Genomic DNA, 24869 nt, shown 5'->3' with positions numbered 1-24869 from the left:
CTGGAACAACGTTCATCTACTCGCGATCAGAGCTGTCATTGCCTCAACTCCACTTGCCAATGCCCAGAGTCCCTCTTTGTTACTGCTTTCTCTTCGTCTATTTCGCTTTCGTCACTACGCTATACGCGGATAACAGAGACATTAGCTCGGCGGCCCGTACCCAAATCGGCCGAACAATCAACTACGATCCAAGCTATCGTTCTCTTGCCTACCCTAGAGGTGATGTTCCAATCGAGTCAGGCGTTTGTACTGACGTAGTCATAAGATCACTACGTGATGCCCTCAATTACGATCTCCAGCAGTTAGTACACGAAGATATGAGAAGCAACTTCTCAAGGTACCCACAAAACTGGGGACTCTCCCGTCCGGACAGAAACATAGACCACAGACGCGTCCCTAACCTTCGTACCTTTTTTCTCCCGCCAAGGCTTCCAGATTCCGGTAACACAAGATCCCTCCGATTATTTGCCGGGAGATCTCGTCACCTGTACGGTCGCGGGCAAACTCCCTCACATTATGGTGGTCAGCGACAGACGTACTTCAAACGAAACTCCACTGGTCATCCACAACATAGGTTCCGGCACCCTAGAAGAAGATCGACTCTTCTCGTTTCCAATTACGGGACACTATAGGATATCAAATTCAACTATGAACGTGCACACGACTTCAGAGTTAGAATCGTCACAAAAAAAAGAATACACGGTCGGCAGTCAAAACGACGGAGGCACTCTTTCAGGAATCTCAAAACTCTTCTACGGCACTCCAAACAAATGGGTGGTTATCTACGAGGCAAACCGAGACAGACTCAGTAGCCCCGACCTCATCCGCAAAGGACAAAAACTCCGCATCCCCTAAGGGTAGCGGCCGTGAGCGCGTTGCTATGTCGCTTTGCTCGGTAGTCCCAACGGCCATGGTTCTTAGCTGAGTTCAAAAAAGTAGAAAACTGCCACACATGTCGCCTCACCGCGGCGACCTACAAACATCCTGCCGCGAAGCGATCCTGCCCGGTCGCAGACAGGATCTAGAGAGCGAAGCGAACGAGTGTTAACTAAATCACCTTTTCGATTTCGTTCACTGGCTAACGAACGAAGCATGGATACGGATTTATTGGATGATGATCCGTCACAAGTGCCTGACCAAGATGGCTTCGCCAGCATGATCTATAGGCATCTAGCCCAAAGTATCATGTTGGCAGAGCCATCATTGCTCACGCAGCGATCATCATCCATAGTAATTCCCAAGCGTCCTATTCCTTCACATCAAAGCGACGAATGTAGTTGTAGCTGGTCCGCCAGAAGCCACCACCATAGCGATGGCACAGGCCCCAGCGGATGCCCTCAGTCGGTTTCTTATCGTGATCACCGCCCCTATACAACCCGAAGGCCTTCGGAGTCTTACCAATACGTCCAGTGATCTCGAAATTGATACCATCCGGAGCCCACTGCACCGTGTGACGCTCAGGGCCATCATCGGTATGTATCAATGCAATACCACCATTGTAGTGCCATACGCAAACTTCATGGCCGCTATTCGTTATCGGATTGTATTCTGATCGCACGTACGGACCTTCTGGATTTTCGGCAATCGCCACGCCCCACTTGATCTCGCGTTGACCAAAAATCCGCTGCTCCCCAATACGCTCACCTTTGTAATAGAGGTAGAATTTGTCGCGATAGAACATCAAGCAAGGGTCATGCGTCTTGTGACTATCGAAGTTACCTAATCTCAGAATATCTGCGTCTCCCCCATTCGGATCCCATTTGCCGTTGCTCACGGGCTCCAGGATAGGCTTCGGCGATTTCCGCCAAGGTCCATTTGGCGAATCCGCCACCGCCATGGCGACAGTCTCTTTCACACGATGCACATAAGGATTCACCACGCACTGATAGACGAGGTAGAACTTTCCGTCGTGGGCGAGCACCTCCGGAGTAAACACCGACTGTTCGTCGTATGATCCCGCGGGTCCGCGCTCCACAGCAGGTCCCATTTCCTTCCATTCCCAGCCATCCTTCGAAGTCGCGTACCAGAGATCGCACTCATCCCATGGGAAGAACTTCTCACTTCCATCTTCACGGACACGCGTTCCGCGGGTGTAATAAACGTAGTAGAGATCGTCGACCTTGATCACCGCGCTCGGGTCCCGTCGAACGAGATCCGGATCGGGAGCAAGATCCCCCTTTAGGTTCTCCTCTTCAAACTCGATTTCCCAACCGTCCTCCTCTGAGAAATTCAGCGTATTGTAAGCCTCCTCGCTTTCCAGGTACTCGAGCCAGCGAGCCGTGGCCGCACTCATCTTACGAGGACGCAACTCGACAGTTGAGCCTCCCTCGAAATCCGAAGCCTCCTTCTCCTCAATCAAGTACTGAACGTTCTCGAATACCAGGATTCGAGGCTTTGCTCCGTCTACCGAAAAAGAGAACCGCCCTTGCGAGTCTGTCATGTCAAACTCCTCGCCGTTCTGATCCGCGACACGGACATTCTTAATAACTTCCCCTGTCTCGGCGTTCTTAACTACACCTGAAAAGTCAGGAGACCCATTTTCTGCATTTAAACCCATAGACGCGGACACGACTGCCATGATACCAAGCAATTTCTTCATTTTGAGGCTACGATTGAAAAGCACTCAAACAGACTGGATTGTATGCAACATTCCAATCAAAAATTCCAGATGCGAAAAGAGTCTATCTTTTCTCAGACTCAATCAGAGCGAAAATTGCCATTTCTCGTTTTTAGGATAACCTCTCGCATGAGCAAGGAGCACACCTCAAACGAAAGTCATAAACATCAACATGGCGAAGGTTGCGGACACACCGCCATCCGCCACGGAGATCATGTTGATTATCTCCATGACGGGCACCTTCACCACCAAAACAAGGATGGCTCAGTGGAGGAACACGTCTTGCCCGTCACCAAAGACAACCCCAGCGGATGCTCTGGAGTGAACCACCTTCACCACGAAGACGGGCACGTGCATGGCCCGGGCTGCGGCCACGAGGCTGTCCCACACGGAGACCATATCGACTACATCGTAGATGGACGCCTCCACCACCAGCACGGCGATCATTGCGATGATCATGGCCCGGTAGACATGGTGAAGTAGCGAAACGGATGTTTTTCCTTTCTCGCTAGGAGCAAGCCGACGTTAAACTTAGATCTTCGCTCAATCCTTTGGTTTTGACCGAACGAATTGGGAACTTTCTAACGGCACAGTAGAAGTTCTGTCATCTGGAGCACGCACAAAATCCCCTACAAACGGAATCCAAGTCTCGAGATCGGAACTGGATTCCAACTCGATTTCATCAAGATTCTCAGGCGGACTCACGTTGAGCGATACTCCGTCAGCATCCGCTCCCAACCAAACTCTTGGCTTTGACGATTTACTGAATGCATTCGTACCCACCTTAACTTCGAGCATTGTGGAGATACCATCACCATCGTGGTCCAATCCGTTGTCATAAAAAGCGGGACGTAAGGCAATCGACGGATTCCAACTCACGGAATCCCCAAAGAACCTTGTAATCGGTACCCATCGATTCGATACATAGGGATCCTCCTCTAACGGGTCCAGAATCCTCATCGCTTCAGCCACAAAAGCGTTGTAGTAGTTCATTTCCGTTTCAGTTAGCAAACGACCTTTGCTTTCGATAACAAACAAGATTCGAAAGCGCTTTTGTGGATTCTCAAAATTGGGAGCGTGAGGCTTTTGAGCATTTAAAATGTCTTCGGCTGTTACCGTCCTCTTTATATCTTCAGCCCTTACCACATTTCCGATCGATGTCGGAGCATACAACAAATCTGGAAGATCCTCAGGGGGAATCAATCCCATTGAAAACAGGTCTACCGGACTCGCACGATAAGCTCCGCCTCGGCCAATACTTCCATCCACCAAATACGTTCCGTCCTCTTGTTGCTCCCAAAAGTTACCGCCCAAAAGACTCGCAGCATTCGTTTTCCACTCATAGTGAGCAGTCGGATTTCGTACCTCTAAAGAGGTATCAAAATAAGCGGCCCATCGGTGCAGCATTTCATGAACAAGGGTAGAAGGAATCATCCCCCTCGATTGGTAATCTAGCGCGCAAAGTGCCTGAAGCGTCCCATCGCTGCTGTAAAAATCACTTTGATCCCAGTCTCCCACGAACGGAGCCGCCTGAACTGTCAGGCCCATACCAGAAACCGAATTTCGATTTAGATACTCATAAACTCGCTCCAGCCTGCCGGATGAAAGCAATATAATAAAATCGTAGTCATCCTCAACGATTTCATAAACGGTCTCAAGGTAATCAAACAACAACTCAGTATCCACTCCTCTGAACCATTCCTGCGTTGAAAAGCCGTCCTTCGACACGTTAAGCAAATGGCTCGTCAACTGGGCGTCTTCTCGAATGGGAATTACAGGAGACAACTTGAATCCAGACGGTAAAACGCCAAGAGTAGTTTCAATGATCGAAGTGCTGTAAACATCATCTTCCCCCACTACCTGTATTCTCCCAAACGATACATCATGGGGGAGGTTATCTTGGCTAAGATGCTCCTTTCTCAAGAAAAATGGTCCAAGCGTGTATTCCCCATCTCCCTCTAAGGCATCTCCATTATTTCCATCATCCCGGAAGTTTAAGTCTTCCGGCATTTCAAACGAGTCCCCTGGGAAAACGAGCTTTGCTGTTTTCACGGGCCGATTGGGTCTCAATCGAATATAGATCGGCTCATTTGAATCAATGAAAGTCGCAGACGGGTAAACCTGCCACTCCTGAAAGACTTCCGAACGAACGGACGAAACCTGCATCAATTCAGGTTCACATACGCTACAAACGAGCGAAGCATCATGCGCCCCCCAAGCGTCCGTGTTCGATCCTTCCGCATCACCTGAAAATGCAAATCCCGCTAAAGAAAAAATGAAGAAGCACCATTGATACGTTCTATGACTGCCTAAAGACACCAACACATAAACGCAAAGGTTCCCAAATGGGACAAGTCCTATCGCTCAATAGCGCACAACTTGATTGTGCTTACAAACTCACTCCAGAATAAGGAGCGTATCGTCGCGTTGCACCTTGTCGTCGATTTTGACGCAAACTTGCTTCACTACAGTGCCGCGCTTGGCTTTGAACTCGTTGTGCATCTTCATCGATTCTAGAATAACGAGCGTTTGGCCCTCCACAACAGGGTCGCCCGCTTCTACGAGCACATCTACAACAAGGCCGGGCATCGGCGCTTTTATAAGTTGTTCGCCACCGGCCTCTCCAAGCACCGCCTTCACGCCTTCGAGGCGACGTCTCCGTTCGTCGAATACTTCGACAAGAATGTTCTCGCCGTTTAATAGGACACGGTACTGATCGCCTTCTGGGACAACTCGCAGTTCGTAGGACTTGTTGTCGAGAATCAGTGAATACAGATTGGGATCCTTCCCTACCTGGAAATCGTATTCCAGACGATCCCCATCAAACCTCAAAGAACCATCGTCCTCGATATCGATTGCGAAGGACTCTTCGCCAGCTGTCGTTTCGTATTTCATCTCAATCAGAATCTCGCTGCTAGTTGAACGGTCCGGGCATATTGCTGCCACTTCTCTCCCACAGGTCTCCGGCCAAGAACAAAGGCGTTCTTGGTTTTCTGATGAGATAACAATGTCGCCGCTACTGCCGCCACCTTGGCTCGCTCATGCGAATTGACCTGCGTAATCATATACTCGTCTTCCAAAAATCGGGTATGGATGCCTCCGCCCATGAACTCGGGCGTCTTCAAGAGCTGAATATAAAAGGGTATCGTAGTATCGATCCCAGCAATCTGGAATTCTTCCAATGCTCGACAGGTTCTTATAATGGCCTCTTCGCGACTGGTATCCCAAATAATGATCTTGGCCAACAATGAGTCGTAGTACGGCGTCACTTCTGATCCCAGGCCCACTCCAGTATCCGTTCGAACACCGGGACCTGATGGAAGGCTGAATCCGCTGATCTCACCGATCGAAGGCATAAAGCCCTGCCATGGATTTTCAGCAAGGATACGGCACTCAATTGCCCATCCATTGAATTCCACTTCCTCCTGCCGAATCGATAGGCGTTTTCCTTGGGCAATTCGAATCATCTCCTTCACGATGTCGATACCGGTTACACGCTCGGTCACCGTGTGCTCCACCTGTAAGCGCGTGTTCATCTCGAGAAAGAAGAACTCCTTCGTATTGTTATCTAAAACGAACTCTACCGTACCCGCTGAGTAATAACCTACCGCACGGGCGGCTTTGAGCGCAGCCTCCCCCATTGCCGCTCGTAGTTCAGGATCCACTACTGGCGATGGTGACTCTTCGATCAGTTTCTGGTGGCGACGCTGCAAGGAACAGTCCCGCTCTCCCAAATGGATTATATTCCCATAGCGGTCTCCCAAGATCTGGATTTCCACGTGCCGAGCGTTAGTCACGAAACGTTCGAGATAAACCCGATCGTCGCCAAAGGAAGCCTGTGACTCGAGACGAGCGATCCGGATGCCCTCCTCCAACTCCTCTGGCTTCGTCACGATGCGCATCCCCTTTCCTCCGCCACCGGCGGCTGCTTTGATAAGGAGCGGGTATCCGACCTCTTCGGCTCCCTTGATCAAATCATCATCACTGATCGCCTCGTTCTTCCGCATACCTGGCACAAGCGGAATTCCCGCCTCCATCGCAGACGCACGAGCTGTGAGCTTATCTCCCATTAGATGAATCGCTTCAGCCGATGGACCAATCCAAACAATCCCTTCATCTTCAAATGCACGAGCTGCATCAGCGTTTTCAGCGAGGAAGCCGTATCCTGGATGAATCGCATCCGCACCTGACCGCTTCGTGACCTCGAGAAGCTTGTCTATGCGAAGATAGCTCTCCGAAGCGGGTGCAGCGCCGATACAATAGGCTTCGTCCGCCATGCGAACATGCGGCTGCATTCTGTCCGCTTCCGAGTAGACGGCAACAGTTGAGCAATTGAGCTCGTTGCACGCTCTAATGATACGAACCGCAATTTCTCCACGGTTCGCGATTAAGATTCTGGATACCTCACTCATGATTGGAAATCTCTTTGTAGCTACAACGCTTATAAATCAGCCATTACTCTATCGAAAGGTAGGGCGGTCTGGCCCAGACCGCCGCAATGTCATGATCCTGCAGCGCGGCTGACTGGGCCAGTCAGCCCTACCATCATCGTCCTAGAGTGGAATGTTACCGTGTTTCTTAGGTGGATTGGTGTCCCGCTTGTTCCGGAGCATCTCGAGCGCATTAATAATACGCGGTCGACTCTCTGATGGCTCTATAATGTCATCCAAATATCCCCAGCTTGCTGCCACGTAAGGATTAGCGAACTTCTCGCGGTAATCTTCTACAAGTTTGGATCTCAAGCCTTCGGGATCTTCCGAGTCCAACAGCTCCTTGCGGTGTAATATGTTGATCGCTCCTTCAGGACCCATCACGGCAATTTCCGCTCCCGGCCACGCCAAGTTAATGTCACCGCGAAGATGCTTACTGCTCATCACATCGTATGCGCCGCCATAGGCCTTTCGGGTAATGAGCGTCACCTTAGGGACGGTCGCCTCCGCATAGGCAAAGAGCAACTTCGCCCCGTGACGAATGATTCCGCCGTGCTCTTGGTTCACACCTGGCAAGAATCCGGGCACGTCAACGAAAGTGAGAATTGGGATATTGAAACAGTCGCAGAAACGAACGAAGCGAGCCGCTTTGGTTGAAGAATCAATATCCAGGACTCCAGCTAACACCTGTGGTTGGTTCGCCACTACGCCTACAGTCTGGCCGTTCATTCGAGCAAATCCAACAACGATGTTTCCTGCAAAATGCTCATGCACTTGCATGAAATCACCTTGGTCCACAACAGATTGGATAATCTCCACCATGTCGTACGGCTTGTTCGGATTATCCGGGATGATCGTATCGAGCTTGGAATCCGACCGCAACGGATCGTCCTCGGTAGTCAGCTTCGGCGAGCCATCCAAGTTATTGCTCGGCAAGAATGCGACTAACTTCCGCACTAGATAAAGCACATGCTCTTCGGACGCACCCGAGAAGTGAGCCACCCCACTTTTCGAATTGTGCGTGCTCGCACCACCGAGCTCTTCAGAGCTGACCTCTTCGTTCGTCACACTCCGCACCACTTCTGGTCCGGTAACGAACATGTAGCTCGAACCTTCGGTCATGAAAACGAAATCTGTCATGGCCGGCGAGTAGACCGCCCCCCCTGCACAAGGACCGAGGATACAGGAAATCTGCGGTACTACACCGCTAGCCAAAACGTTTTTGAGGAAAATATCCGCGTATCCAGCGAGACTAACAACACCTTCCTGAATACGCGCTCCGCCAGAGTCATTGAGTCCGATAATCGGAGCTCCGTTTTTCATGGCGAGATCCATGACCTTTACGATCTTGTTAGCATGCCCCAATCCCAGGCTGCCACCATAGACCGTAAAGTCCTGGGAAAATACATACACGATACGACCGTCAATCGTACCGTAGCCAGTTACAACTCCATCACCCATCAACACACCATCACCTTCGCGACCACCCGTCGCGAAGGTGTCGAGCTCGCGAAACGAACCCTCGTCCAGAAGAAGCTCGATACGCTCGCGAGCCGTCAGCTTCCCCTTGGCCTTTTGTTTCTCGATGCGAGCGACTCCGCCACCGAGCGCCGCCTCTGCGCGGGCTTCGCGCAAGCGATTTAGCTTTTCTTCTATTCCGTGTTTCTCAGCGTCTTCCAGTTGCATAACCGTATCGATTCGGGGCCCGGCGTTGACGGGCCCTATTTGTATTCAGTCATTCGGGTCAACGCCCCGAGATACACGAGCGAGGGTGCGCTTTTCCGCTAATCTCTTTCCGCTAGCCAGTCTACGACTTCTGGCCAAAGCTGCTTTTGAGCTTTGCCGCCAACCGCGAGACCGATGTGCCCTGCTTTGAACTTTATGATCTTCTCGTCTTTCGAAGAGATCAGCTTATTGAGCGGTTCACTTTGGGCAGGCGGAACGAGATCATCGTTGGTCGCCATCAGGTTCAGTACGGGGCAAGTAATCTTGCGCAGATCTACGATGTGCTTGCCGACGGGGAACTTGTTTTGAGTCAGCAGATTCTTTTGGAACAAGTACTTTGCAAACTCGCGATAAACTTCGCCCGGAACGGCGATGTTATCGTTCAACCAAGTTTCCATGTGGAGGAAGTCGTCAACGAAACGGTCGTTTTCGATGTTTTCCCAGAAGCTGAGAGGTTTCTCGATAAGGTTTTGAACCGGCTTCAACATCAAGAACGCCTGTTGCAAGAACTCGGCTGGCACGTTGCCCACAGTGTCCACAAACGCGTCTACATCAAAGTGCTTCTCGTCCGCCCAGAGATTGATCAAACCTTCTCGCGTAGCGAAGTCGATCCCCGTTGCGAGAAGTATCAGATTCTTGACTACGTCTTGATGAAGAGCAGTGAACATAGTGCTCAATGTTCCCCCCATACAATAACCAAGCACGTTAGCTTGTTTGGTACCGCACCGTTCATTCACATAGTCGATGCAGTTTTTGATGTAGCCGTTGACATAGTCGTCGGTGGTCAAGAAACGGTCTGACTGGTTAGGACGTCCCCAATCGATGAGGTAGGTGTCAAAACCTGCGTCCACGAAGTTTGCCACCACGCTGCGTCCTTCCTTAAGGTCGACGATGTAGGGACGATTCACGAGGGCGAACACGATCACCAAGGGAGTCTTGTGCTTAATCGGCCCTTTGCCGATGTAGCGGTACACCTTGAGCTTGTCCTCTTCGTAAACAACTTCCTTTGGAGTTACACCTTTACGCACCTTCTGAGCCTTCTCATGCAAGAAAGGCAATGCCGCCATACGGCGCATGTTGGCGAAAGATTCCTCAACAAGAGACTTTTGCCATGCGAGTACGTCAAATTCCTGATCTGAAGAACTTACCATTGTCACTTCCTCCTCGTCGTTTTAGTTGCGGTTTTGCGAGCCGTCTTGGTTGCTGGCTTCTTAGCCGCTACCTTTTTAGCCGGAGCTTTTGTCGCAGGTGGGCGAGCAGCAGGAGCTGCCTTCTTACTCAAGGTCCGTTCGATCGCGCTAAGCTTCTTCACCAGCTCTTCCTGAAAGGCGTCATTAATCTTGTCGGCGTGCTCTTCGTTCAAGGAACTCAGATCCGTTTCCAAGCCTTCAATCAAATCCTGCAAGGTTTCCAAACGGTCGAGTACACGCTTTTCAACATGGCGGATCGCAAGCAAGACACCATCGATATCCTGTTTTGAAGCAGTCCCCATTGTTTCATGCATGCGGCTCGCGCCTGCCTTGGCTTGGGCGCCCCAGCTTGCGGCTTGCCCCATCGATTCCCTCATCATATCGAGGAATTCAGGGGTTCGCATGAAGTCTTCCCAGGATTTCGAAATAGCCCCTAGCATACGCTGACGCGCTTTCTTCATTTCCTCTCCAGGATCGTTGCTTGGCGAATAATCACTCCAAGACTTAGCCATGCCAGTCATGGAATCTACCCAGAGGTTCTGCAGAGCCGTAGCTCTCTCAAATGACTTTTTGAAATTATCGTCCATCTTCATAGTCCAGCTTGCGGCGTCTCCACGAATGGAAGACGCCGCTCTTACCTTTATTCTACACTAGCTCAATCGCCATAGCGACCGCTTGGCCACCACCTATGCAAAGGCTAGCGATACCTTTTTTCTTACCTGCTTCCTGCAGGGCGTGGATCAAGGTCACAACGATGCGCGTACCGCTCGCGCCAATCGGGTGTCCGATACAAACAGCGCCACCGTGCACATTGACCTTTTCGCGGGGAATACCGAGCTCCTGTATTGCAGCCATGGGCACAACGGAGAACGCCTCGTTGATCTCAAACAGATCAACTTCACCAACGTCCCAATCGATCTTTTCGAGCAGTTTCTTCAAGGCTCCAATGGGAGCGAGCGTGAACCACTCAGGATCGTCCGCGTGCTGAGCATAGCCTACAATCTTTGCCTCAACTTTCGCATTGAGTTCTTCTGCTTTCTCAGGAGAGAGAATCACCACAGCGGCGGCCCCGTCGTTGATGCTGGAAGCATTCCCAGCTGTAACAGTGCCTTCCTTGGAAAACGCAGGACGCAGCGCCCTAAATTTACCTTCGTTGAACCGCTGTGGTTCTTCGTCCGTATCAACTACTGTGATACGTCCTTTTCGATCGGCGATTTCAACAGGAGCGATCTCGCTGGCGAACTCGCCCGCTTCAGTCGCCGCCAAAGCGCGCTTATAGCTCGAAATGGCGTAATCATCCTGTTCTTCACGGCTAAAGCCTCGCTTTTCTGCAGCTTTATCGCCACAGAGGCCCATATGCGAGCCATCAAAAGCGTCGATCAAAGCGTCTCTCAACATTGAGTCGTAGACTTCTCCATTTCCCAGTCGATAGCCATCACGGGCGTGCTCGAGCAGATAGGGAGCGCGAGACATGTTCTCGGCTCCACCAGCAACGACGACGCCGCAGTCCCCCGATTGCACGGCTTGGGCGGCCATCATGATGGTTTTCATTCCTGAACCACAGAGATTATTTACCGTAGTTGCGTTGGCGGATACAGGCACTCCTGCCCCTACCGCTATCTGACGGGCGGCGTTTGGTTTCAAACTGCCGCTTAGGATATTTCCGATTAACACGTCCTCGACCTCGCTCGCAGGAACTCCTGCGCGATCCAAGGACGCCTTGACCGCAACCTTTCCTAGATCAACTGCACTAACGTTTGCAAATGCGCTTCCAAAACTACCTACAGGTGTCCGAGCGCTGCCAGCTATCAAAACATCGCGTAACATGGTGGGCCTCCATTCAGTTGTATATTAAGATAGAAGAGCTACTTCCTGTTGAGCAGATCGTCCCAAGACTTTGTAATCTGGGAGTTCATATCCACCACCGCATGCACGTTTGAACGGAGCGCGGTAAGGGAAGTCTCAACGAGATCCTGCAGCTTTTCCTGGCCTTCTGTAGGAGTGCTTACCTGACAAAGGCCTACTGTCTTGCTGAAGACGTCAGTGCATTGCTTGGCGCTGTCTTGGAATACCTTAGTAATGCTGTCGAGGCGTTCACGATTCAGAGGAACCGCGTCTTTAGTCAACGCTTCGAGTTTCGTTTTTAACTCGTCGGGTGAACCGACTTGATCAAGCACGTCTTTCCAGAGCTTGATGGATTCTTCTTGGAGCTGAATACCGGATTTCAGGGCGTCCTCGAAAAACTTGAGGGCATCCTGAAAAGCTTCTTTTGTAGTTTCAGCAGCAGGTTTTTCAGGTGTTTTAGTGGTCATGATACATAGGTTGGGGTTCGACGCCCTTTGCATCACCGTTAACAACCGGGAACTTCAACTCCACCGGAACCTACTACAAAAATCTTCGGCTCGAGAGAGCTAATGAGCACGATTGGCGCACAGGGCGAACATGCGAATTAGCATGATAAGGAACTAATCACGCTCCACCTGATCGTCAACGCGTTTTGTGCATTTGCACAACGCGAAATCGAAGTAGAAAACAAACTGATATAGGGGATTAATTTTCCCTATATATGAAGCTATTGTTTTTGCTTCTTTAAGTCCTCTACTTCCTTACGTAACCCCGCAATTTCGTCCGCCAATCGACTGGCGTCATCCGATTGACCCTGCTGAGCCCCACCAAACATATTTGCGAAGGGATTCATTGAGCCAAACGATGAAGCGAACGGATTCGAGCTCTGAGACGGCATCCAGGGCGTTTGCCGCAAAAAGTCCTCCATCCCCTTCTTCGATTCCGAAAAGGCCGACAGAGCCTTTCCGAAGTATCCCTCGAAGAACTCCTTTAATATAGAGTCATTAACACGAATCACTTGAGTAAGCAGTTCACTGGAGAAGAAGTTCAGTTTCGTCGGCTCATACTCGAGAAGCACCTGCATTAGAACCTTGGCGGTGATGTCCTCGCCACTCTTCGCGTCCGTTACCTTAATATCGTACCCTTCACAGATCTTGCGGTGGATTTCCTCCAGGCTCATGTGACGACTTTCGGTCGTATTGTAGTACCGTCTGTTCTGGTATTTACGTATCTCTAGAAGCTTCATTTTACAGATCCAAAGCAGCGACTTTTACACAAAGTTAAAAAGTGATAATCGATGCTTATCTCAGTTTACAGAATCCTTATATTTTGCAATTGCAAAATCTTCAAATTGACTGACTCCATCGCTCGGCATATGTTCCGAGCACTCTATTGACGGAAGCACTTTTCCGCCATTTGCCCCAAACCCGAAATCCTACAGAGAAAGGAAACCGATGGAGAACTTATCGGAAAAAGTTGCAGTCATCACCGGCGCTGCTGGCGGCATCGCAAGAGCGTTGGCCAAAGACCTCACTGAAAAAGGCATCAAAGCGATCGCCATGGTAGACTACAGCGACGTAGTAACTGAAGTCGCCGAAAACTGCGACGAAATCGCGGGAAGAAAAGTAGCGTATCCCTTCATTGGAGACACTTCGAACGCAGAGTTCAGAGAACACGTCTACGCAAGTATGACCGAAGAAGTGGGCACGCCAAATATCTGCGTCCCAGCAGCCGCGATCACCCGAGACGATCTCGCCGTGAAGATCAATCGCGAGACAGGCGATCCAATGCTCTACCCTGTCGAGAAGTTCCGCCAGGTGGTTGAGATCAATATGATCGCTCCCATCTACTGGGCCATGGAAATGATTGGCGGCATCGCCAAGGATCGCGTTGTCCAAGGTCTCAAACGCTGGAGCCCTGAGGAAGGCATCCAGGGGGCGGTCGTATTCATCGGTTCCATCGCCTCTGTCGGCAACAAGGGACAGATTTCCTACTCATCTACCAAAGCCGGACTAGAAGGCGCCGCATCCACCCTCATGGCAGAAGCCATGTTCTACGGAATTCGCTGCAGCGTCATCCATCCAGGCTTTACGGATACACCTATGGTGCAGGCCCTCGGCGATGACTATATTCAGAGCAAGGTCCTCCCACAAACCCAACTCAAACGCCTCATCAAACCTGAGGAAATAGCAGACGCGATCTGCTTCATGATAACCAACTCCGCGGTAAGCGGCGAGCTGTGGGCAGACGCCGGCTGGCGTCCCGCCTCCTAACCGCAAGCTTACCACGCGTTTCCAAGCAACATTCTGTTCACCCTAGTTACAACGCCGCATCGTTCATCCCGATCGCGGCGTTCGTATCCCTAAAGAAGAAAGAGCCCATAATGATAATGAAACCCACCGCTAAGCCCCTTAAGGGGAAACGAGCCCTGGTAACAGGGGGATCCCGTGGCATTGGTCGCGCCATTGCCATCGAACTCGCACAAAATGGCTGCGATGTAATAGTCAACTACTGCCATTCGGACGAAGCTGCTGAAGAAACCCAAAAAGCGATCGAGGAATACGGAGTTGAATGCGAACTCTACAAAGCCGACATCTCCAATCGCTCCGAATGCGACAAGATGGTGGCTGACCTTCTTGAAAAGGAAAAATGTATCCACATCCTGGTGAATAATGCGGGCATCAACCGTGACCGCACCTTCCTGAAGATGACCTGCGAAATGTGGGACGAAGTGCTAGGCGTCAACCTAAACGGACCCTTCAACGTCACTCATGGCCTACTCCCCGCAATGGTCGACAACCACTGGGGACGCATCATCAATATCTCCTCCATGGGCGGCCAGACCGGCAACTTCGGACAGGCCAACTATTCTGTTACCAAGGGCGGCATCAACGCCTTCACCATGACGCTAGCACGCGAGGTTGCCCGCAAAGGGGTTACCGTCAATTCGGTCTCACCTGGATACACCGAAACCGATATGACCAACGGAATTCCCGAAACCGTCAGCAAACAGATCTGCAGCTCAATTCCGATGGGACGCATGGCGACCCCGGAGGAAATAGCTTCTGCTGTATCCTTTATCGCCAGCCCTAAGGCCAGCTACATCACTGGCCAAGTCATCGGCGTAAACGGCGGTATGTACATGTAATCCTACCCTCAAAACCTAACTACCCTATACAGAGCGGCCCTTGTCACCCGACGAGGGCTGTTTTGCATTCCGGAGGGCAATGCTCCGTCATTGCCAGCAACAACAAGATCAAATCCCAACGGCAAACACGGGCCATGCCGCTCCCATTCAAGAGTTGACCTCACCCCTCATCCACGCCCCCATTGAGGCAATCCCAAACCTCACCCATGCCTCGCAAGAATTACGACTGGACCCTTCCACCGGAAATCGAATCACGCCTCAGCGCGGAATCCTACGGCCCTCAACGCGCCATTCACGAGGCCGGCCACCTTCTCATCATTCTACACCGCCCCCCATCCGAAGACGATGACCTCAATCGCGAGCGCATTCTCTTCCTCCTTCCCCCGGATGGAAAACTCCAGTGCAACGGTAAACCTGATGGAGAAGCGAAACTGAAGCGGCTCATCACCGACTACAGGACTCGCTGGGAAGAGCTAGATCGCGACTACTCGCTACACCTCGACGCATCTGGACTATTCGAGCTTATCGAAGCAGTGACGCCTCTCAAGCGCTCATCAGCCAACCTCGCCAACACGCTTCAGTCTGCCCGCGAGGCCTCCCAAGACAATCGCTTCCTCATCGGCATGCGTGACGCCTCTCAAGACATAGCCCGAGCTTTCGAAATTCTCCTCTCGGACCTTCAAACAGCACTCGACTTCCGGGTCGCGAAAAACGCTGAAGAACAGTCCGCCAAGACCGAGGAAATGGCCGCTGCCCAACACCGCCTCAACCTCCTAGCCGCATTCACATTCCCCGTGATGGCAGTCGCGACTCTCCTAGGCATGAACCTCAAGCACGGCTTCGAGAAGCAGCATCCCTCTATTTTCTGGAGCGTACTCGGAGCGGGAATACTGATTGGGTTCTTCGTCCGAAGCTGGATTCTTAAAAAGCCAAAAGCTAAGAAACCACAGAAGCTAACCAAGCCGCAGGATTAACGCCAGACCGGCAGGAACGACGCTCGTCCCGCACCGACCAGCATCCTATCTCTCCCAATGAGTCATCGGGTGCTCGAAACACGATCCCGACAAATCCTCCAGGCGTGCTCTCATGAACGCTTCCGCGTCGCCTACTCCTTTGTTGTAGGCAAAAGGACCGATCTCCTTCAAAAAGAACTCCATGAGGAGTTTCGTCTTTAAATCGCTTGAATCGACGCCGTATTCATCGGACAGGTACTGCTGAATCGACTCAACCGCCGCTTTTTCCTCTTCTTTGCTCAACTCCATTTTCATACTCCGCTAATCTCCGCTTAATGTTCCTGTCCTCAGCTTTTCAGCAATATCTAGTGCCCGCTTAATGCGGGTCTCTTCTCGTTTTGCGGAGCCAACATGATACGCAAGCCCCCTTTGTTTCCCCAAAGTCAGGCTTTCCCATCGATCCCTCGCAGCCTTATCCTGCTCCAGGGCGATCAACAACTCGTCACATACATCAATTCCGTTAGCGTTCGGATCCGCCTCTACCTCCACCTTAACCGCATCGCCAAGGCTCGCTCCAGCTTCCCTCAGCAGCGACAGACCAACCACGATATGGCTGCCAAACTCCCGACTCCCCTGCAATCCACGTCTTAACTCGTATCCGTTTACTCTGACAAGCAGTCTTCTCGTGGCAGACTCCCACAACGCTTCAGAAACCTCATCAGGAATTGGAATTCCGTGTGGATTCATTGCCCCATCCACGCGCACAACTCGGGATTTGAACTTATACACTTGCATGTTTGAAGGCTGAGCCCACTCGACCGCATTTGCAATTACCATAAACGGAGAACGACCGCACTTTTTTTGAATCCCTCTTCAAAGTAGAGACGTAATATCCAACAGATTCGCCCATACGAATCGCGAGTAAGCTTACCTCTCCTTAACCGTAGTCCCCAACAGACTACATTGTGTGTGAACCCACGAAGTAGCCCATGCTATTTCCGTCTCCCCCTATCCTCTAATGAAAAAGCTATTCGCTTCTCTTACCCTATTCCTATTCGTCTTTCACGCCTGCCCTGTCCATTTAATCGCCCAAGACAGCGATGAGGAAGAAGTTTTCGAACTAAGCCCATTCCAAGTCAGCAGTGGACGCAATAGTGGGTACCGATCAAAAAACACCCTAGCCGGAACACGCCTCAAAACCGACCTAAAAGATGTTGGAGCAGCGATCAATGTGCTCGACGCTTCGTTCTTCCAAGATTCAGGGGCGAGCATCCTGGACATCGACGACGCAAACGAGAGCCACTACGCCTACGCCAGCGGCATTATTGTTCGATTCGCAGTAGGCTATTACGACGACCTTGAGAAAAACAGACGTAAAGGTCTGACGGATACACTAGCCAAAATCCACGAGAAAGCAGCAAGTGACCGCGACCTCTACTACACGCCGGGGGCGCTCAAAGTGTCCAAGGGCGATCGTAAGAAAATGAAGAGCAAGCCCAAGTCCTACTTCACCTCCTACGCCCATTTCTCCTTGAGCTTCACCCTAGAGGACGGTCTCTCCGCCCTGAAACGAGTCGCAGCTGTACGGCAATTGATAGCCGCCATGGAGCTCGATACCGAGATAACCAAGGTCTACTACGGCGAAGCGTTGCTTCTTACAGAATCCCCATTTTCCAATTCCGCCTACGAAGCCCCCATCTCCCCCATGATTCGTTCAGCCCGCGCCACATCAGACATAGGAGCGAGTCTTCCGTACCTCACCAACGTGCAGGGACAAAAGCTACGCGAGTCCATCCCCCTTTGCTCGGTCACGCTAATCAAGCCAGCAGATAGCGTGTGCTTGAAGTTCGCGATCGATACGCAATCTGGTCTAGAGGAGGAACGTATCCAAGTTTTGAACTCAACCCTAGATACCATCCGCTCTCTGCTCGACGCGCATGCCGGCCTCTCCTTTATCCCCGGAAGCATACTCCTCAGACACGGAGACTCAATTGGTGACCTAGCCAAACCGCAGGCCTCCTTCACCTCCCAAGCCCAATTTTCAGTTGCATTCGAGGTCAACGGCAACCTCGATGCAATGCAGAGAATCGCCTCAATCCGGACCATCGTCCAATCCGCCAAACTCCCGGAAGCCATCCACAAAGTCCACTTCGGATCCGCGTCCCTGATACTCGACAATCCCCAAGCTCATCACACCGAAATCCTAAAGGCGATTTTCAAGGAACTAGCTGACCTCCAACAAAGCGTTGGCGAGTCTTTCGAAGTGGTCCCGCAAATCCAGCACAAGCGCGTCCAGCAACGTCGCCACTCATTAACCGAAGTCGAGCTCTGGATTCCCTACGATTACAAGATCGAGTCGGTCCGCCTTCGCGAACTCGAAGAACGCAAAATGATGCTCGAACATGAACGCGCCCTCGCCGCAAACCAGGCAGCCGCGCACCATTGCCATCACTGCGAATCGAAAACGGATCACTAGAATGCGACAAACCGCTTTGCCTTGACCGCGTCCCTCCTATTGTCTGCTCATCCTCTGCAAAAGGATGAGCCTACCTTTCGACAACACCTACACCAAACTCCCGGCCCGATTCTACGCGCGTCAAACGCCTAGCCCCGTGCCCAGTCCCAAGCTGCTCAAGTTCAACCACGCGCTAGCCAAGCAACTCTCAATCCCAGAAAACTGGCCCAGCACTCCTGAAGCCCTAGCCGCGCTCTCGGGCAACGGTATCCCAGACGGCTCAGAACCCATCGCTCAGGCTTACGCCGGGCACCAGTTCGGGCATTTCGTTCCCCAACTGGGCGATGGACGCGCGCTCTTGCTCGGCGAACTCAAGGCAAAGAACGGGCAACGCTACGACATACAGCTCAAAGGCTCCGGACAAACCGCCTTTTCCCGAAACGGCGACGGCAAGTCTGCGCTCGGTCCCGTCATCCGCGAATACATCCTAAGCGAGGCGATGTCGGCCCTTGGCGTTCCAAGCACGCGAGCGCTCGCCGCGGTCGAGACGGGCGAAACCGTATGGCGACAAGAGGGAGAGGTCCCAGGGGGCGTGTTCACTCGCGTCGCAGCCAGCCACATCCGCGTCGGCACCTTCCAGTACTTTTACGCTCGAAACGATGTGGAAGGGCTCAAACACCTAGCCGAATACACCATAGACCGCCACTACCCCAAGGCCGGAGAATCAGAAGCCCCCTACCTTGAGCTCCTCAAAAGCGTTGTCGAAGCTCAAGCACGCCTCATCCCGCACTGGATGTCTCTCGGCTTCATCCATGGCGTAATGAACACAGACAATTGCGCCGTGTCAGGCGAGACCATCGACTACGGGCCCTGCGCTTTCATGGAGGCGTTTCATCCCAATTGCGTATTCAGTTCGATCGACCAAAACAGCCGCTACGCCTGGGGCAACCAAGGGAACATAGCTCTTTGGAATCTGACCCGTTTCGCCGAGACGCTGCTTCCGCTCGTCAATGACGATCCCGCCAAAGCCGCCCCCAAAGCGGAAAAAGAGCTCGAACGATTCCCCAACCTTTTCGCGGAGCAATACGCCGAACGCTTCAAGACCAAACTCGCGTTACCTGAATCCGCTCCGGACACCGTCATCAAGGAGTGCCTGCAGTTGCTCGCAAAAAACGAAATCGACTTCACCTTGTTCTTTCGCCGACTCACGGAGCTAGCGAGCGGCGGCAACAGCTCAAACGTGGAATCCTTATTCGAGGATCCAGACAAATTCGTACAATGGCGAAACGAATGGCAAAAACACGCCGATATCGAGGGGCTATTGGAAACAATGAAATCCTCAAACCCGATCCGCATTCCGAGAAACCATCGAGTCGAACAAGCGATCCAAGCGGCATACCAGTCAGATTACAGTCCATTCAATCGCTTGGTTGTAGCGCTCAAAAAACCGTATTCGGAATCCGATGACTTCGCCGACCTGGAATCATTACCGCTACCACACGAGATAGTGCATCAGACCTTCTGCGGAACCTGACGCACTCAGAGGCCGTTCTCTCTACAGGTTCCACATCCTCAAACCCTGGATATCAAACCCGCTCAACGAATCCCACTGTACGAAATACCCGACAATTGGGATAATTCACGGTCCCAAGTCGCTAGGTCATCGAGGCTGAACTCACTCAAGCTCGAATGCCCGCAAGCCCGAGCCATCACCTGCATCAGTTCGACCGAAGCATTAAAGAAATTAGCTAACTGTAGTGAACTTTTCGCGACATTTAGTTTTTGCCTGAGATCTTTCTTTTGCGTAGCGATGCCTGCGGGACAATTGTTGGTATTGCAGATACGAGCTGCCACACAGCCAATCGCTTGCATTGCACTATTGGATACAGCAATTCCATCCGCACCCAGCGCCATTGCTTTGATGAAATCGCTCGGCACACGTAAACCGCCAGTGGCGATTAAAGTCACGCGACCACTCGCTCCCTCACTATCAAGAAAGCGTCGAGCACGAGCTAACGCTGGTATACCAGGCACGCTTATGTGGTCACGGAAAAGTAACGGAGCTGATCCCGTTCCGCCCCCTCTGGCATCCAAGATAACGTAATCGGCACCTGCTTTGAGTGCGAAGCCAATGTCACGCTCGATATGGTTAGCGCTTAACTTGAACCCGATTGGTATCCCGCCAGAAACCTCACGGACACGGTCCGCAAAACGCGCATATTCCTCCGGAGTGTTTAGGTCCGAGAAGGTCGGTGGTGAAACAGCGGGCTGCCCTTCCGGTATTCCACGAACCTCCGAAATGCGACCTACATTTTTCGCCCCCGGCAAATGCCCACCGGTTCCTGTTTTTGCGCCTTGCCCAGCTTTGAAATGGAAGGCTTGAACACGTTCGAGCAGCTCTTCCTTGTATCCAAATTTCGCACTCGCCAACTCGTAGAAATAGCGGCTGTTCGCTTCCTGTTCGTCGGGTAGCATGCCCCCTTCGCCAGAGCAAATACCAGTACCCGCCAGTTCAGCTCCCCTCGCCATCGATACCTTTGCCTCCTCCGAAAGCGCTCCGAAGCTCATGTCGGAAACGAACAGGGGAATCTTGAGACTCAATGGCTTCTTCGCTTCTGGCCCGACTACGAGTTCAGTCGCGACCTCCTGGTCCTCCAGCAACGGTTTTCGGTCGAGCTGAGCAACCATGATTTGGATGTCATCCCACTTGGGAAGATCCTTCGCCGGCACCCCCATTGCAGCCATAGGACCATGGTGGCCCAACTTGCTCAACCCCTCCCGAGCGAGTTGATGGATAAAGGCTACATGCGGTTCTTCCTCCGTTGGCTCAACCGCCGCATCCTCTCCATCCGAAACGCCAGGACCTTCCTTTCCAACGAGGTCCGCCCCAAAACTCTTGTGCGAGCCATCACAAAAAGGAGGATTTTTCGTATGCTTGCAGTGACACAGATAGGCATCGCCATCCTCATCCGCAGTGAATGCCTTCGGTGTGAAATTGGTCCCACGATGGGCACCGTCGCAAAACGGTTGCTTGGCTGAACGCCCACAAATGCAAAAATAGTATTCTTCCCCCTTCTTTAGAGCGGCGGGGTGAGGTTTGTTATCGGCAATAATCGGATTAGTCATGTCGGAGTCAGGTTAGGTGAAAGAGCAAAACGTCTGTGCCGAATATACAATGACTCGCCAGAATTGACCAATGCCGAGTTCTTTTCCTGAGCATGCATCTGAAGCATGCTCAGGTGCCATCAGTCATATCGATAACAAAGGGCTCAATCGCTCTTTTCCAACTCCGGAGCAATATCCTCACGAGCGTGAATGATTCGAGCCCCTTTCTTGTAGGTAAGATAAGAATACACCCAATGAAACAGAACCGTCGTCTTATTCCTAAAGCCAACGAGAAAAACGAGGTGGACAAACAACCAAGCCAGCCAAGCCGGAAACCCTTTCAGTTTAAGCCGGGCTACCTGCGCGACCGCTCGACTACGGCCAACCGTAGCCATGGTCCCTTTGTCCCAATACATGAATGGATCTCGTCGATTGGCGTCCTGCTTTCCTTTATCTCGATTGAGCAGCTTGGCAAGATGTTGAGCCATTTGTATGGCTGCAGGAGAAACACCGGGTACACGCACACCATTCGTGTCTACCAAGCTTACGATATCGCCAAGCGCGAACACTTCCGGATGCCCTTCTAAGCTAAGATCGGGCAAGGTCGGAATGCGGCCTCCCCGATCCAACTCGACTCCTAGGGTACTGGTCAGAGGATGTGCCTGAACACCGGCTGCCCAAACGATGTTCCCGGCTTGCAAAGTCTCGCCTTCAAGCTCGATCTCATTTCGCCGGATATCCAGAACACGAGTCTTCAAGCGGACCTCCACTCCAAGCTGCTCCAATTGATGAAGAGCGGCCTGAGACAAGTCGGGATCCATGTGAGCCAGCACCCGATCGGCTGCCTCAACCAAAACGACCCTACTATTCTTCGCTTCAATTTCGTGGAAGTCTTTTGCCAGACAATGGCGCGCAAGCTCAGAAAAAGAGCCGGCCAGCTCAACACCTGTTGGTCCGGCTCCCACAACGACAGTGGTCAGCAGCTTTTGCCTCTCCGCGAGATCCTCAGTCGCTTCCGCCTTCTCGTAGGCATAGAGCACGCTTTGACGGATCCGGGTTGCGTCCTTCACCGTCTTGAGGCCAGGAGCATGAGCCTCCCAGTGGTCGTTTCCGAAGTAGCTCGTAACCGCCCCGACCGCGATCACAAGGTAGTCATAGTCGAGATTTCGCTTTGCACAGGTGACCGTACGCCGCTTCAAGTCGATCGCAGTCACCTCATCCATCAGGATCCGCAGACCTTTCACACCGGATAGGATTCCTCTAATCGGCTGAGCGATCTCCGGCACAGCCAAGCCACTACTCGCTACCTGGTAGAGCAGCGGCTGGAAAAGATGGTGATTCTGCCGATCGACAAGGGTCACATCGAACTTCCTCCCATCAATTCGCTTACAAAATTCGATACCAGCGAAGCCGGCACCGAGAACAAGTACTTTTGTTTTTTTCATTTTTCTGTTGGCAAATGCGTCCGATCTGCGGACGCGTAGTTGGGTTTTGGACACAAAAAAACCTCGCCTTGCGGATGCAGGACGAGGTGGTAAAAGAAATGCGTTACTCTTAGATACTACCGATTCGACCTACGTCCCGAAGACGTGGAGGAGGAGGAAGAAACGGAGGAGGAGCATACAGCAGGAATGAACACGCGACTTAGATGCACGTTCTCAAGTTCGCTCAAAGCGTAGGCCTGCTGACTTGTTGTCATGGGAGGCTTTTCTGAAAATTAGCGGGCATCAGCAAGAGTATTACCGTTCAGAGCCAAACCAATTAGTCCTACTTCTTACCTCAATTAACAAACTTACTCAGCCGTGAAGGAATCTAAGAACTCGTAGCGCTCACGATGCGTATCGGATGACACGGACGGAGTCGCATCGATGTGTAGTACCGGTTTATTGGGATCCCGGTTGTAAGCGGGCCACTCCGGCAGACCCGCTCCATTCGGATCCGCGCTCTTTGCGAAGTTTGTCCAGTAGTCCGCCATCATCTTAGCCACCTCACGATCGCTATCGCGCCAAGGCAGATCCTTCGAGTCGATCACATCAAACACATACTCGATCTCCCAAGCGTGAGCCGCCCGTGGACGAGTGCCTTTCGGTGCATCAGCCGGTAGCGGCAAAGTCTGGTCAAATCGGTAACGATACACGGGCAGCGACTCGTCTTTAGACTGCGCCTCAATCAATCGCCAGGTTCCATGACTTATAAAACGGTCACCAGCGAAGTCAGCGGCAGCCCGAATGACCTCCTCCTTATCCTTTGGCGAATAGACCGCTAAGAACTCATCCGCTCGCTCTCCAAAGACTTCCTGGGCCTTAGTTTCAAAATTCGCTACGGTCGGCTTTAGCTGTTCAAGAAAACCTCCTGGTCCCGACTCATCTAAGGTCCATCCCGCCATCAAAGGCACGTGGTTCTGCTCTTTGGCATCAAATATCTCCTGCGGTGCTTTTGGAAAAAACAAGCCATCGACGCATACACTAAAGCTCCATTGCGCCTTTGCCCATTGCGTATCCATAAGTTCCTTCCCGGAAAGAGCGCGAAGCTCCTTCAAGGAGCTAGCTCCCAAGTGCTCCGACGCAAAGTCCACCGCAACCTTCTCGGCTTCAGCCAAAGCAGGCGGATTTCTCCAAGGGTTTAGAACCGCACCGCTCTGCGCAATCGCCTTGTGGAATAGTCCCTCCGCCAGAGGGGAAGCTATCAGGGAGCTAACCGCCCAAGACCCCGCGGACTCGCCAAAGATGGTCACATTCCCCACATCGCCACCGAACACCTCTATGTTTTCCTGTACCCATTGCAAGGCAGCGACCATATCCAACAGACCGTAGTTTCCAGATGCTCCGTCCGGTGACTCTTTCGTCAGCTCAGGATGTGCCATAAAACCGAATACGCCCATACGGTAGCCGACGCTCACAACGATCACCCCCTTTTTAGCCAACTCCTCTCCGTTTTGACGAGGCTCGGAGGTACCTCCCGCTAGAAAACCGCCCCCATGTATCCAAAACATGACAGGCAAGTTTTTCAGATCCTGATCCGCAGGCGTCCAAACATTTAAATACAAGCAATCCTCGCTTGGCCCTTCGTCGAAGAAGAACATGTCATCCCAAATCGGTTGTTGCATCGCCCTTGGACCAAATCGGGTGGCATCGCGAACGCCTTCCCAAGAAGCAACAGGCTGCGGCTTCTTCCATCGTGAATTTCCTACTGGCGGAGCCGCGTACGGAATTCCTTTGAAGGCAATCACTTGACCATCCCCACTCAGACTCCCTCTCAGGGCGCCATCTGAAACCTGGCGGTGAAGAGAGTCCGAATACAGACTGGTTACTTGCGCTAAAAACAGAAGAAACGACGCGAAACAAAAATGTGATCTTTTCATCTTTTGGGGTTACGAAAACCTACGGCTCCCCGACCCCATA

21 protein-coding genes and 1 pseudogene are annotated in these 24869 nt (G+C 52.0%); 7 read left to right on the top strand and 15 right to left on the bottom strand.

The window, feature by feature from the left end; genetic code table 11:
* Positions 1-59: 59 nt before the first annotated feature.
* Positions 60-636 (top strand): annotated as a pseudogene (locus JIN87_RS28930) (DUF1287 domain-containing protein); the annotation flags it as partial.
* Positions 637-1246: 610 nt separating this feature from the next.
* On the opposite strand, the gene JIN87_RS11730 reads toward JIN87_RS28930, so the two are convergent.
* Complete coding sequence (locus JIN87_RS11730; RefSeq protein WP_200355753.1) at positions 1247-2599, bottom strand: glycoside hydrolase family 117 protein; 1353 nt, start codon at positions 2597-2599, stop codon at positions 1247-1249.
* Positions 2600-2746: 147 nt separating this feature from the next.
* Between JIN87_RS11730 and JIN87_RS11725 the strand changes: the two genes are divergently transcribed.
* Positions 2747-3100, top strand: coding sequence for a hypothetical protein (locus JIN87_RS11725; protein WP_200355752.1), 354 nt, complete (start codon positions 2747-2749; stop codon positions 3098-3100).
* Positions 3101-3160: 60 nt separating this feature from the next.
* Here JIN87_RS11725 and JIN87_RS11720 read toward each other — a convergent pair whose 3' ends face one another.
* From JIN87_RS11720 to JIN87_RS11680, 9 genes are all read right to left on the bottom strand, one after another.
* Positions 3161-4669 (bottom strand): hypothetical protein, encoded by a 1509-nt coding sequence (locus JIN87_RS11720; protein ID WP_200355751.1) that lies wholly within the window; start codon positions 4667-4669, stop codon positions 3161-3163.
* A gap of 345 nt (positions 4670-5014) precedes the next feature.
* Entirely contained in the window at positions 5015-5512 is a 498-nt protein-coding gene (locus tag JIN87_RS11715) for an acyl-CoA carboxylase biotin carboxyl carrier protein subunit (RefSeq protein ID WP_200355750.1), read from the bottom strand.
* A gap of 5 nt (positions 5513-5517) precedes the next feature.
* Entirely contained in the window at positions 5518-7029 is a 1512-nt protein-coding gene (locus JIN87_RS11710; protein WP_200355749.1) for an acetyl-CoA carboxylase biotin carboxylase subunit, read from the bottom strand.
* A gap of 141 nt (positions 7030-7170) precedes the next feature.
* A complete protein-coding gene (locus JIN87_RS11705) occupies positions 7171-8733 on the bottom strand; it encodes an acyl-CoA carboxylase subunit beta (RefSeq protein ID WP_234033363.1) in 1563 nt (520 codons plus the stop codon).
* 98 nt (positions 8734-8831) lie between these two features.
* Positions 8832-9923, bottom strand: a complete 1092-nt coding sequence (gene phaC, locus JIN87_RS11700) for a class III poly(R)-hydroxyalkanoic acid synthase subunit PhaC (protein ID WP_200355748.1) — start codon at positions 9921-9923, stop codon at positions 8832-8834.
* A 2-nt stretch (positions 9924-9925) separates the two neighbouring features.
* The gene (locus tag JIN87_RS11695) at positions 9926-10555 is read right to left on the bottom strand and encodes a hypothetical protein (RefSeq protein WP_200355747.1); all 630 of its coding nucleotides are present in this window, start codon (positions 10553-10555) and stop codon (positions 9926-9928) included.
* A gap of 52 nt (positions 10556-10607) precedes the next feature.
* Positions 10608-11789, bottom strand: a complete 1182-nt coding sequence (locus JIN87_RS11690; RefSeq protein ID WP_200355746.1) for a thiolase family protein — start codon at positions 11787-11789, stop codon at positions 10608-10610.
* A 38-nt stretch (positions 11790-11827) separates the two neighbouring features.
* The gene (locus JIN87_RS11685; RefSeq protein ID WP_200355745.1) at positions 11828-12274 is read right to left on the bottom strand and encodes a hypothetical protein; all 447 of its coding nucleotides are present in this window, start codon (positions 12272-12274) and stop codon (positions 11828-11830) included.
* A gap of 260 nt (positions 12275-12534) precedes the next feature.
* On the bottom strand, positions 12535-13053 hold the full coding sequence (locus tag JIN87_RS11680) for a polyhydroxyalkanoate synthesis regulator DNA-binding domain-containing protein (RefSeq protein WP_200355744.1): 519 nt from the start codon (positions 13051-13053) through the stop codon (positions 12535-12537).
* Positions 13054-13261: 208 nt separating this feature from the next.
* Between JIN87_RS11680 and JIN87_RS11675 the strand changes: the two genes are divergently transcribed.
* From JIN87_RS11675 to JIN87_RS11665, 3 genes are all read left to right on the top strand, one after another.
* Positions 13262-14080, top strand: coding sequence for an SDR family oxidoreductase (locus JIN87_RS11675; RefSeq protein WP_200355743.1), 819 nt, complete (start codon positions 13262-13264; stop codon positions 14078-14080).
* A 116-nt stretch (positions 14081-14196) separates the two neighbouring features.
* Positions 14197-14955 (top strand): 3-oxoacyl-[acyl-carrier-protein] reductase, encoded by a 759-nt coding sequence (gene fabG, locus JIN87_RS11670; RefSeq protein ID WP_200355742.1) that lies wholly within the window; start codon positions 14197-14199, stop codon positions 14953-14955.
* A gap of 206 nt (positions 14956-15161) precedes the next feature.
* Positions 15162-15929 (top strand): magnesium transporter CorA family protein, encoded by a 768-nt coding sequence (locus JIN87_RS11665; RefSeq protein WP_200355741.1) that lies wholly within the window; start codon positions 15162-15164, stop codon positions 15927-15929.
* 45 nt (positions 15930-15974) lie between these two features.
* On the opposite strand, the gene JIN87_RS11660 is transcribed toward JIN87_RS11665, so the two are convergent.
* Together JIN87_RS11660 and JIN87_RS11655 are read right to left on the bottom strand one after the other, a co-directional pair.
* Positions 15975-16223 (bottom strand): DUF2164 domain-containing protein, encoded by a 249-nt coding sequence (locus JIN87_RS11660; RefSeq protein ID WP_200355740.1) that lies wholly within the window; start codon positions 16221-16223, stop codon positions 15975-15977.
* A 6-nt stretch (positions 16224-16229) separates the two neighbouring features.
* Entirely contained in the window at positions 16230-16745 is a 516-nt protein-coding gene (locus JIN87_RS11655) for a YdeI/OmpD-associated family protein (protein WP_234033362.1), read from the bottom strand.
* Positions 16746-16926: 181 nt separating this feature from the next.
* Between JIN87_RS11655 and JIN87_RS11650 the strand changes: the two genes are divergently transcribed.
* Together JIN87_RS11650 and JIN87_RS11645 are read left to right on the top strand one after the other, a co-directional pair.
* A complete protein-coding gene (locus JIN87_RS11650; protein WP_200355738.1) occupies positions 16927-18384 on the top strand; it encodes a hypothetical protein in 1458 nt (485 codons plus the stop codon).
* Positions 18385-18448: 64 nt separating this feature from the next.
* The gene (locus JIN87_RS11645) at positions 18449-19897 is read left to right on the top strand and encodes a protein adenylyltransferase SelO (protein ID WP_200355737.1); all 1449 of its coding nucleotides are present in this window, start codon (positions 18449-18451) and stop codon (positions 19895-19897) included.
* 62 nt (positions 19898-19959) lie between these two features.
* Here the strand turns inward: JIN87_RS11645 and JIN87_RS11640 are convergent, their stop codons facing one another.
* The 3 genes from JIN87_RS11640 to JIN87_RS11630 all read right to left on the bottom strand — a co-directional run bounded on the left by JIN87_RS11640 (position 19960) and on the right by JIN87_RS11630 (position 24829).
* Entirely contained in the window at positions 19960-21489 is a 1530-nt protein-coding gene (locus JIN87_RS11640; RefSeq protein ID WP_200355736.1) for a glutamate synthase-related protein, read from the bottom strand.
* Between the two features lie 143 nt (positions 21490-21632).
* A complete protein-coding gene (locus JIN87_RS11635; protein ID WP_200355735.1) occupies positions 21633-22913 on the bottom strand; it encodes an NAD(P)/FAD-dependent oxidoreductase in 1281 nt (426 codons plus the stop codon).
* Positions 22914-23260: 347 nt separating this feature from the next.
* Positions 23261-24829, bottom strand: a complete 1569-nt coding sequence (locus JIN87_RS11630; RefSeq protein ID WP_200355734.1) for a carboxylesterase/lipase family protein — start codon at positions 24827-24829, stop codon at positions 23261-23263.
* Positions 24830-24869: the final 40 nt, after the last annotated feature.

It is taken from the genome of Pelagicoccus mobilis (assembly GCF_016595505.1).
In the GTDB taxonomy this organism is placed as follows: Bacteria; Verrucomicrobiota; Verrucomicrobiia; order Opitutales; family Opitutaceae; genus Pelagicoccus; species Pelagicoccus mobilis.
Note: the sequence above shows the minus strand (reverse complement) of the source record. Positions and strands in the feature narration are given on the sequence as shown.

Bases quoted from the DNA above. Each gene is read 5' to 3' on its own strand.
- phaC (WP_200355748.1), bottom strand. From the start codon at position 9,923: ATGGTAAGTTCTTCAGATCAGGAATTTGACGTACTCGCATGGCAAAAG.
- JIN87_RS11705 (WP_234033363.1), bottom strand. From the start codon at position 8,733: ATGCAACTGGAAGACGCTGAGAAACACGGAATAGAAGAAAAGCTAAAT.
- JIN87_RS11680 (WP_200355744.1), bottom strand. From the start codon at position 13,053: ATGAAGCTTCTAGAGATACGTAAATACCAGAACAGACGGTACTACAAT.
- JIN87_RS11715 (WP_200355750.1), bottom strand. From the start codon at position 5,512: ATGAAATACGAAACGACAGCTGGCGAAGAGTCCTTCGCAATCGATATC.
- JIN87_RS11725 (WP_200355752.1), top strand. From the start codon at position 2,747: ATGAGCAAGGAGCACACCTCAAACGAAAGTCATAAACATCAACATGGC.
- JIN87_RS11665 (WP_200355741.1), top strand. From the start codon at position 15,162: ATGCCTCGCAAGAATTACGACTGGACCCTTCCACCGGAAATCGAATCA.
- JIN87_RS11685 (WP_200355745.1), bottom strand. From the start codon at position 12,274: ATGACCACTAAAACACCTGAAAAACCTGCTGCTGAAACTACAAAAGAA.
- JIN87_RS11660 (WP_200355740.1), bottom strand. From the start codon at position 16,223: ATGAAAATGGAGTTGAGCAAAGAAGAGGAAAAAGCGGCGGTTGAGTCG.
- JIN87_RS11630 (WP_200355734.1), bottom strand. From the start codon at position 24,829: ATGAAAAGATCACATTTTTGTTTCGCGTCGTTTCTTCTGTTTTTAGCG.
- JIN87_RS11655 (WP_234033362.1), bottom strand. From the start codon at position 16,745: ATGGTAATTGCAAATGCGGTCGAGTGGGCTCAGCCTTCAAACATGCAA.
- fabG (WP_200355742.1), top strand. From the start codon at position 14,197: ATGAAACCCACCGCTAAGCCCCTTAAGGGGAAACGAGCCCTGGTAACA.
- JIN87_RS11640 (WP_200355736.1), bottom strand. From the start codon at position 21,489: ATGACTAATCCGATTATTGCCGATAACAAACCTCACCCCGCCGCTCTA.
- JIN87_RS11690 (WP_200355746.1), bottom strand. From the start codon at position 11,789: ATGTTACGCGATGTTTTGATAGCTGGCAGCGCTCGGACACCTGTAGGT.
- JIN87_RS11675 (WP_200355743.1), top strand. From the start codon at position 13,262: ATGGAGAACTTATCGGAAAAAGTTGCAGTCATCACCGGCGCTGCTGGC.
- JIN87_RS11730 (WP_200355753.1), bottom strand. From the start codon at position 2,599: ATGAAGAAATTGCTTGGTATCATGGCAGTCGTGTCCGCGTCTATGGGT.
- JIN87_RS11635 (WP_200355735.1), bottom strand. From the start codon at position 22,913: ATGAAAAAAACAAAAGTACTTGTTCTCGGTGCCGGCTTCGCTGGTATC.
- JIN87_RS11695 (WP_200355747.1), bottom strand. From the start codon at position 10,555: ATGAAGATGGACGATAATTTCAAAAAGTCATTTGAGAGAGCTACGGCT.
- JIN87_RS11645 (WP_200355737.1), top strand. From the start codon at position 18,449: ATGAGCCTACCTTTCGACAACACCTACACCAAACTCCCGGCCCGATTC.
- JIN87_RS11650 (WP_200355738.1), top strand. From the start codon at position 16,927: ATGAAAAAGCTATTCGCTTCTCTTACCCTATTCCTATTCGTCTTTCAC.
- JIN87_RS11710 (WP_200355749.1), bottom strand. From the start codon at position 7,029: ATGAGTGAGGTATCCAGAATCTTAATCGCGAACCGTGGAGAAATTGCG.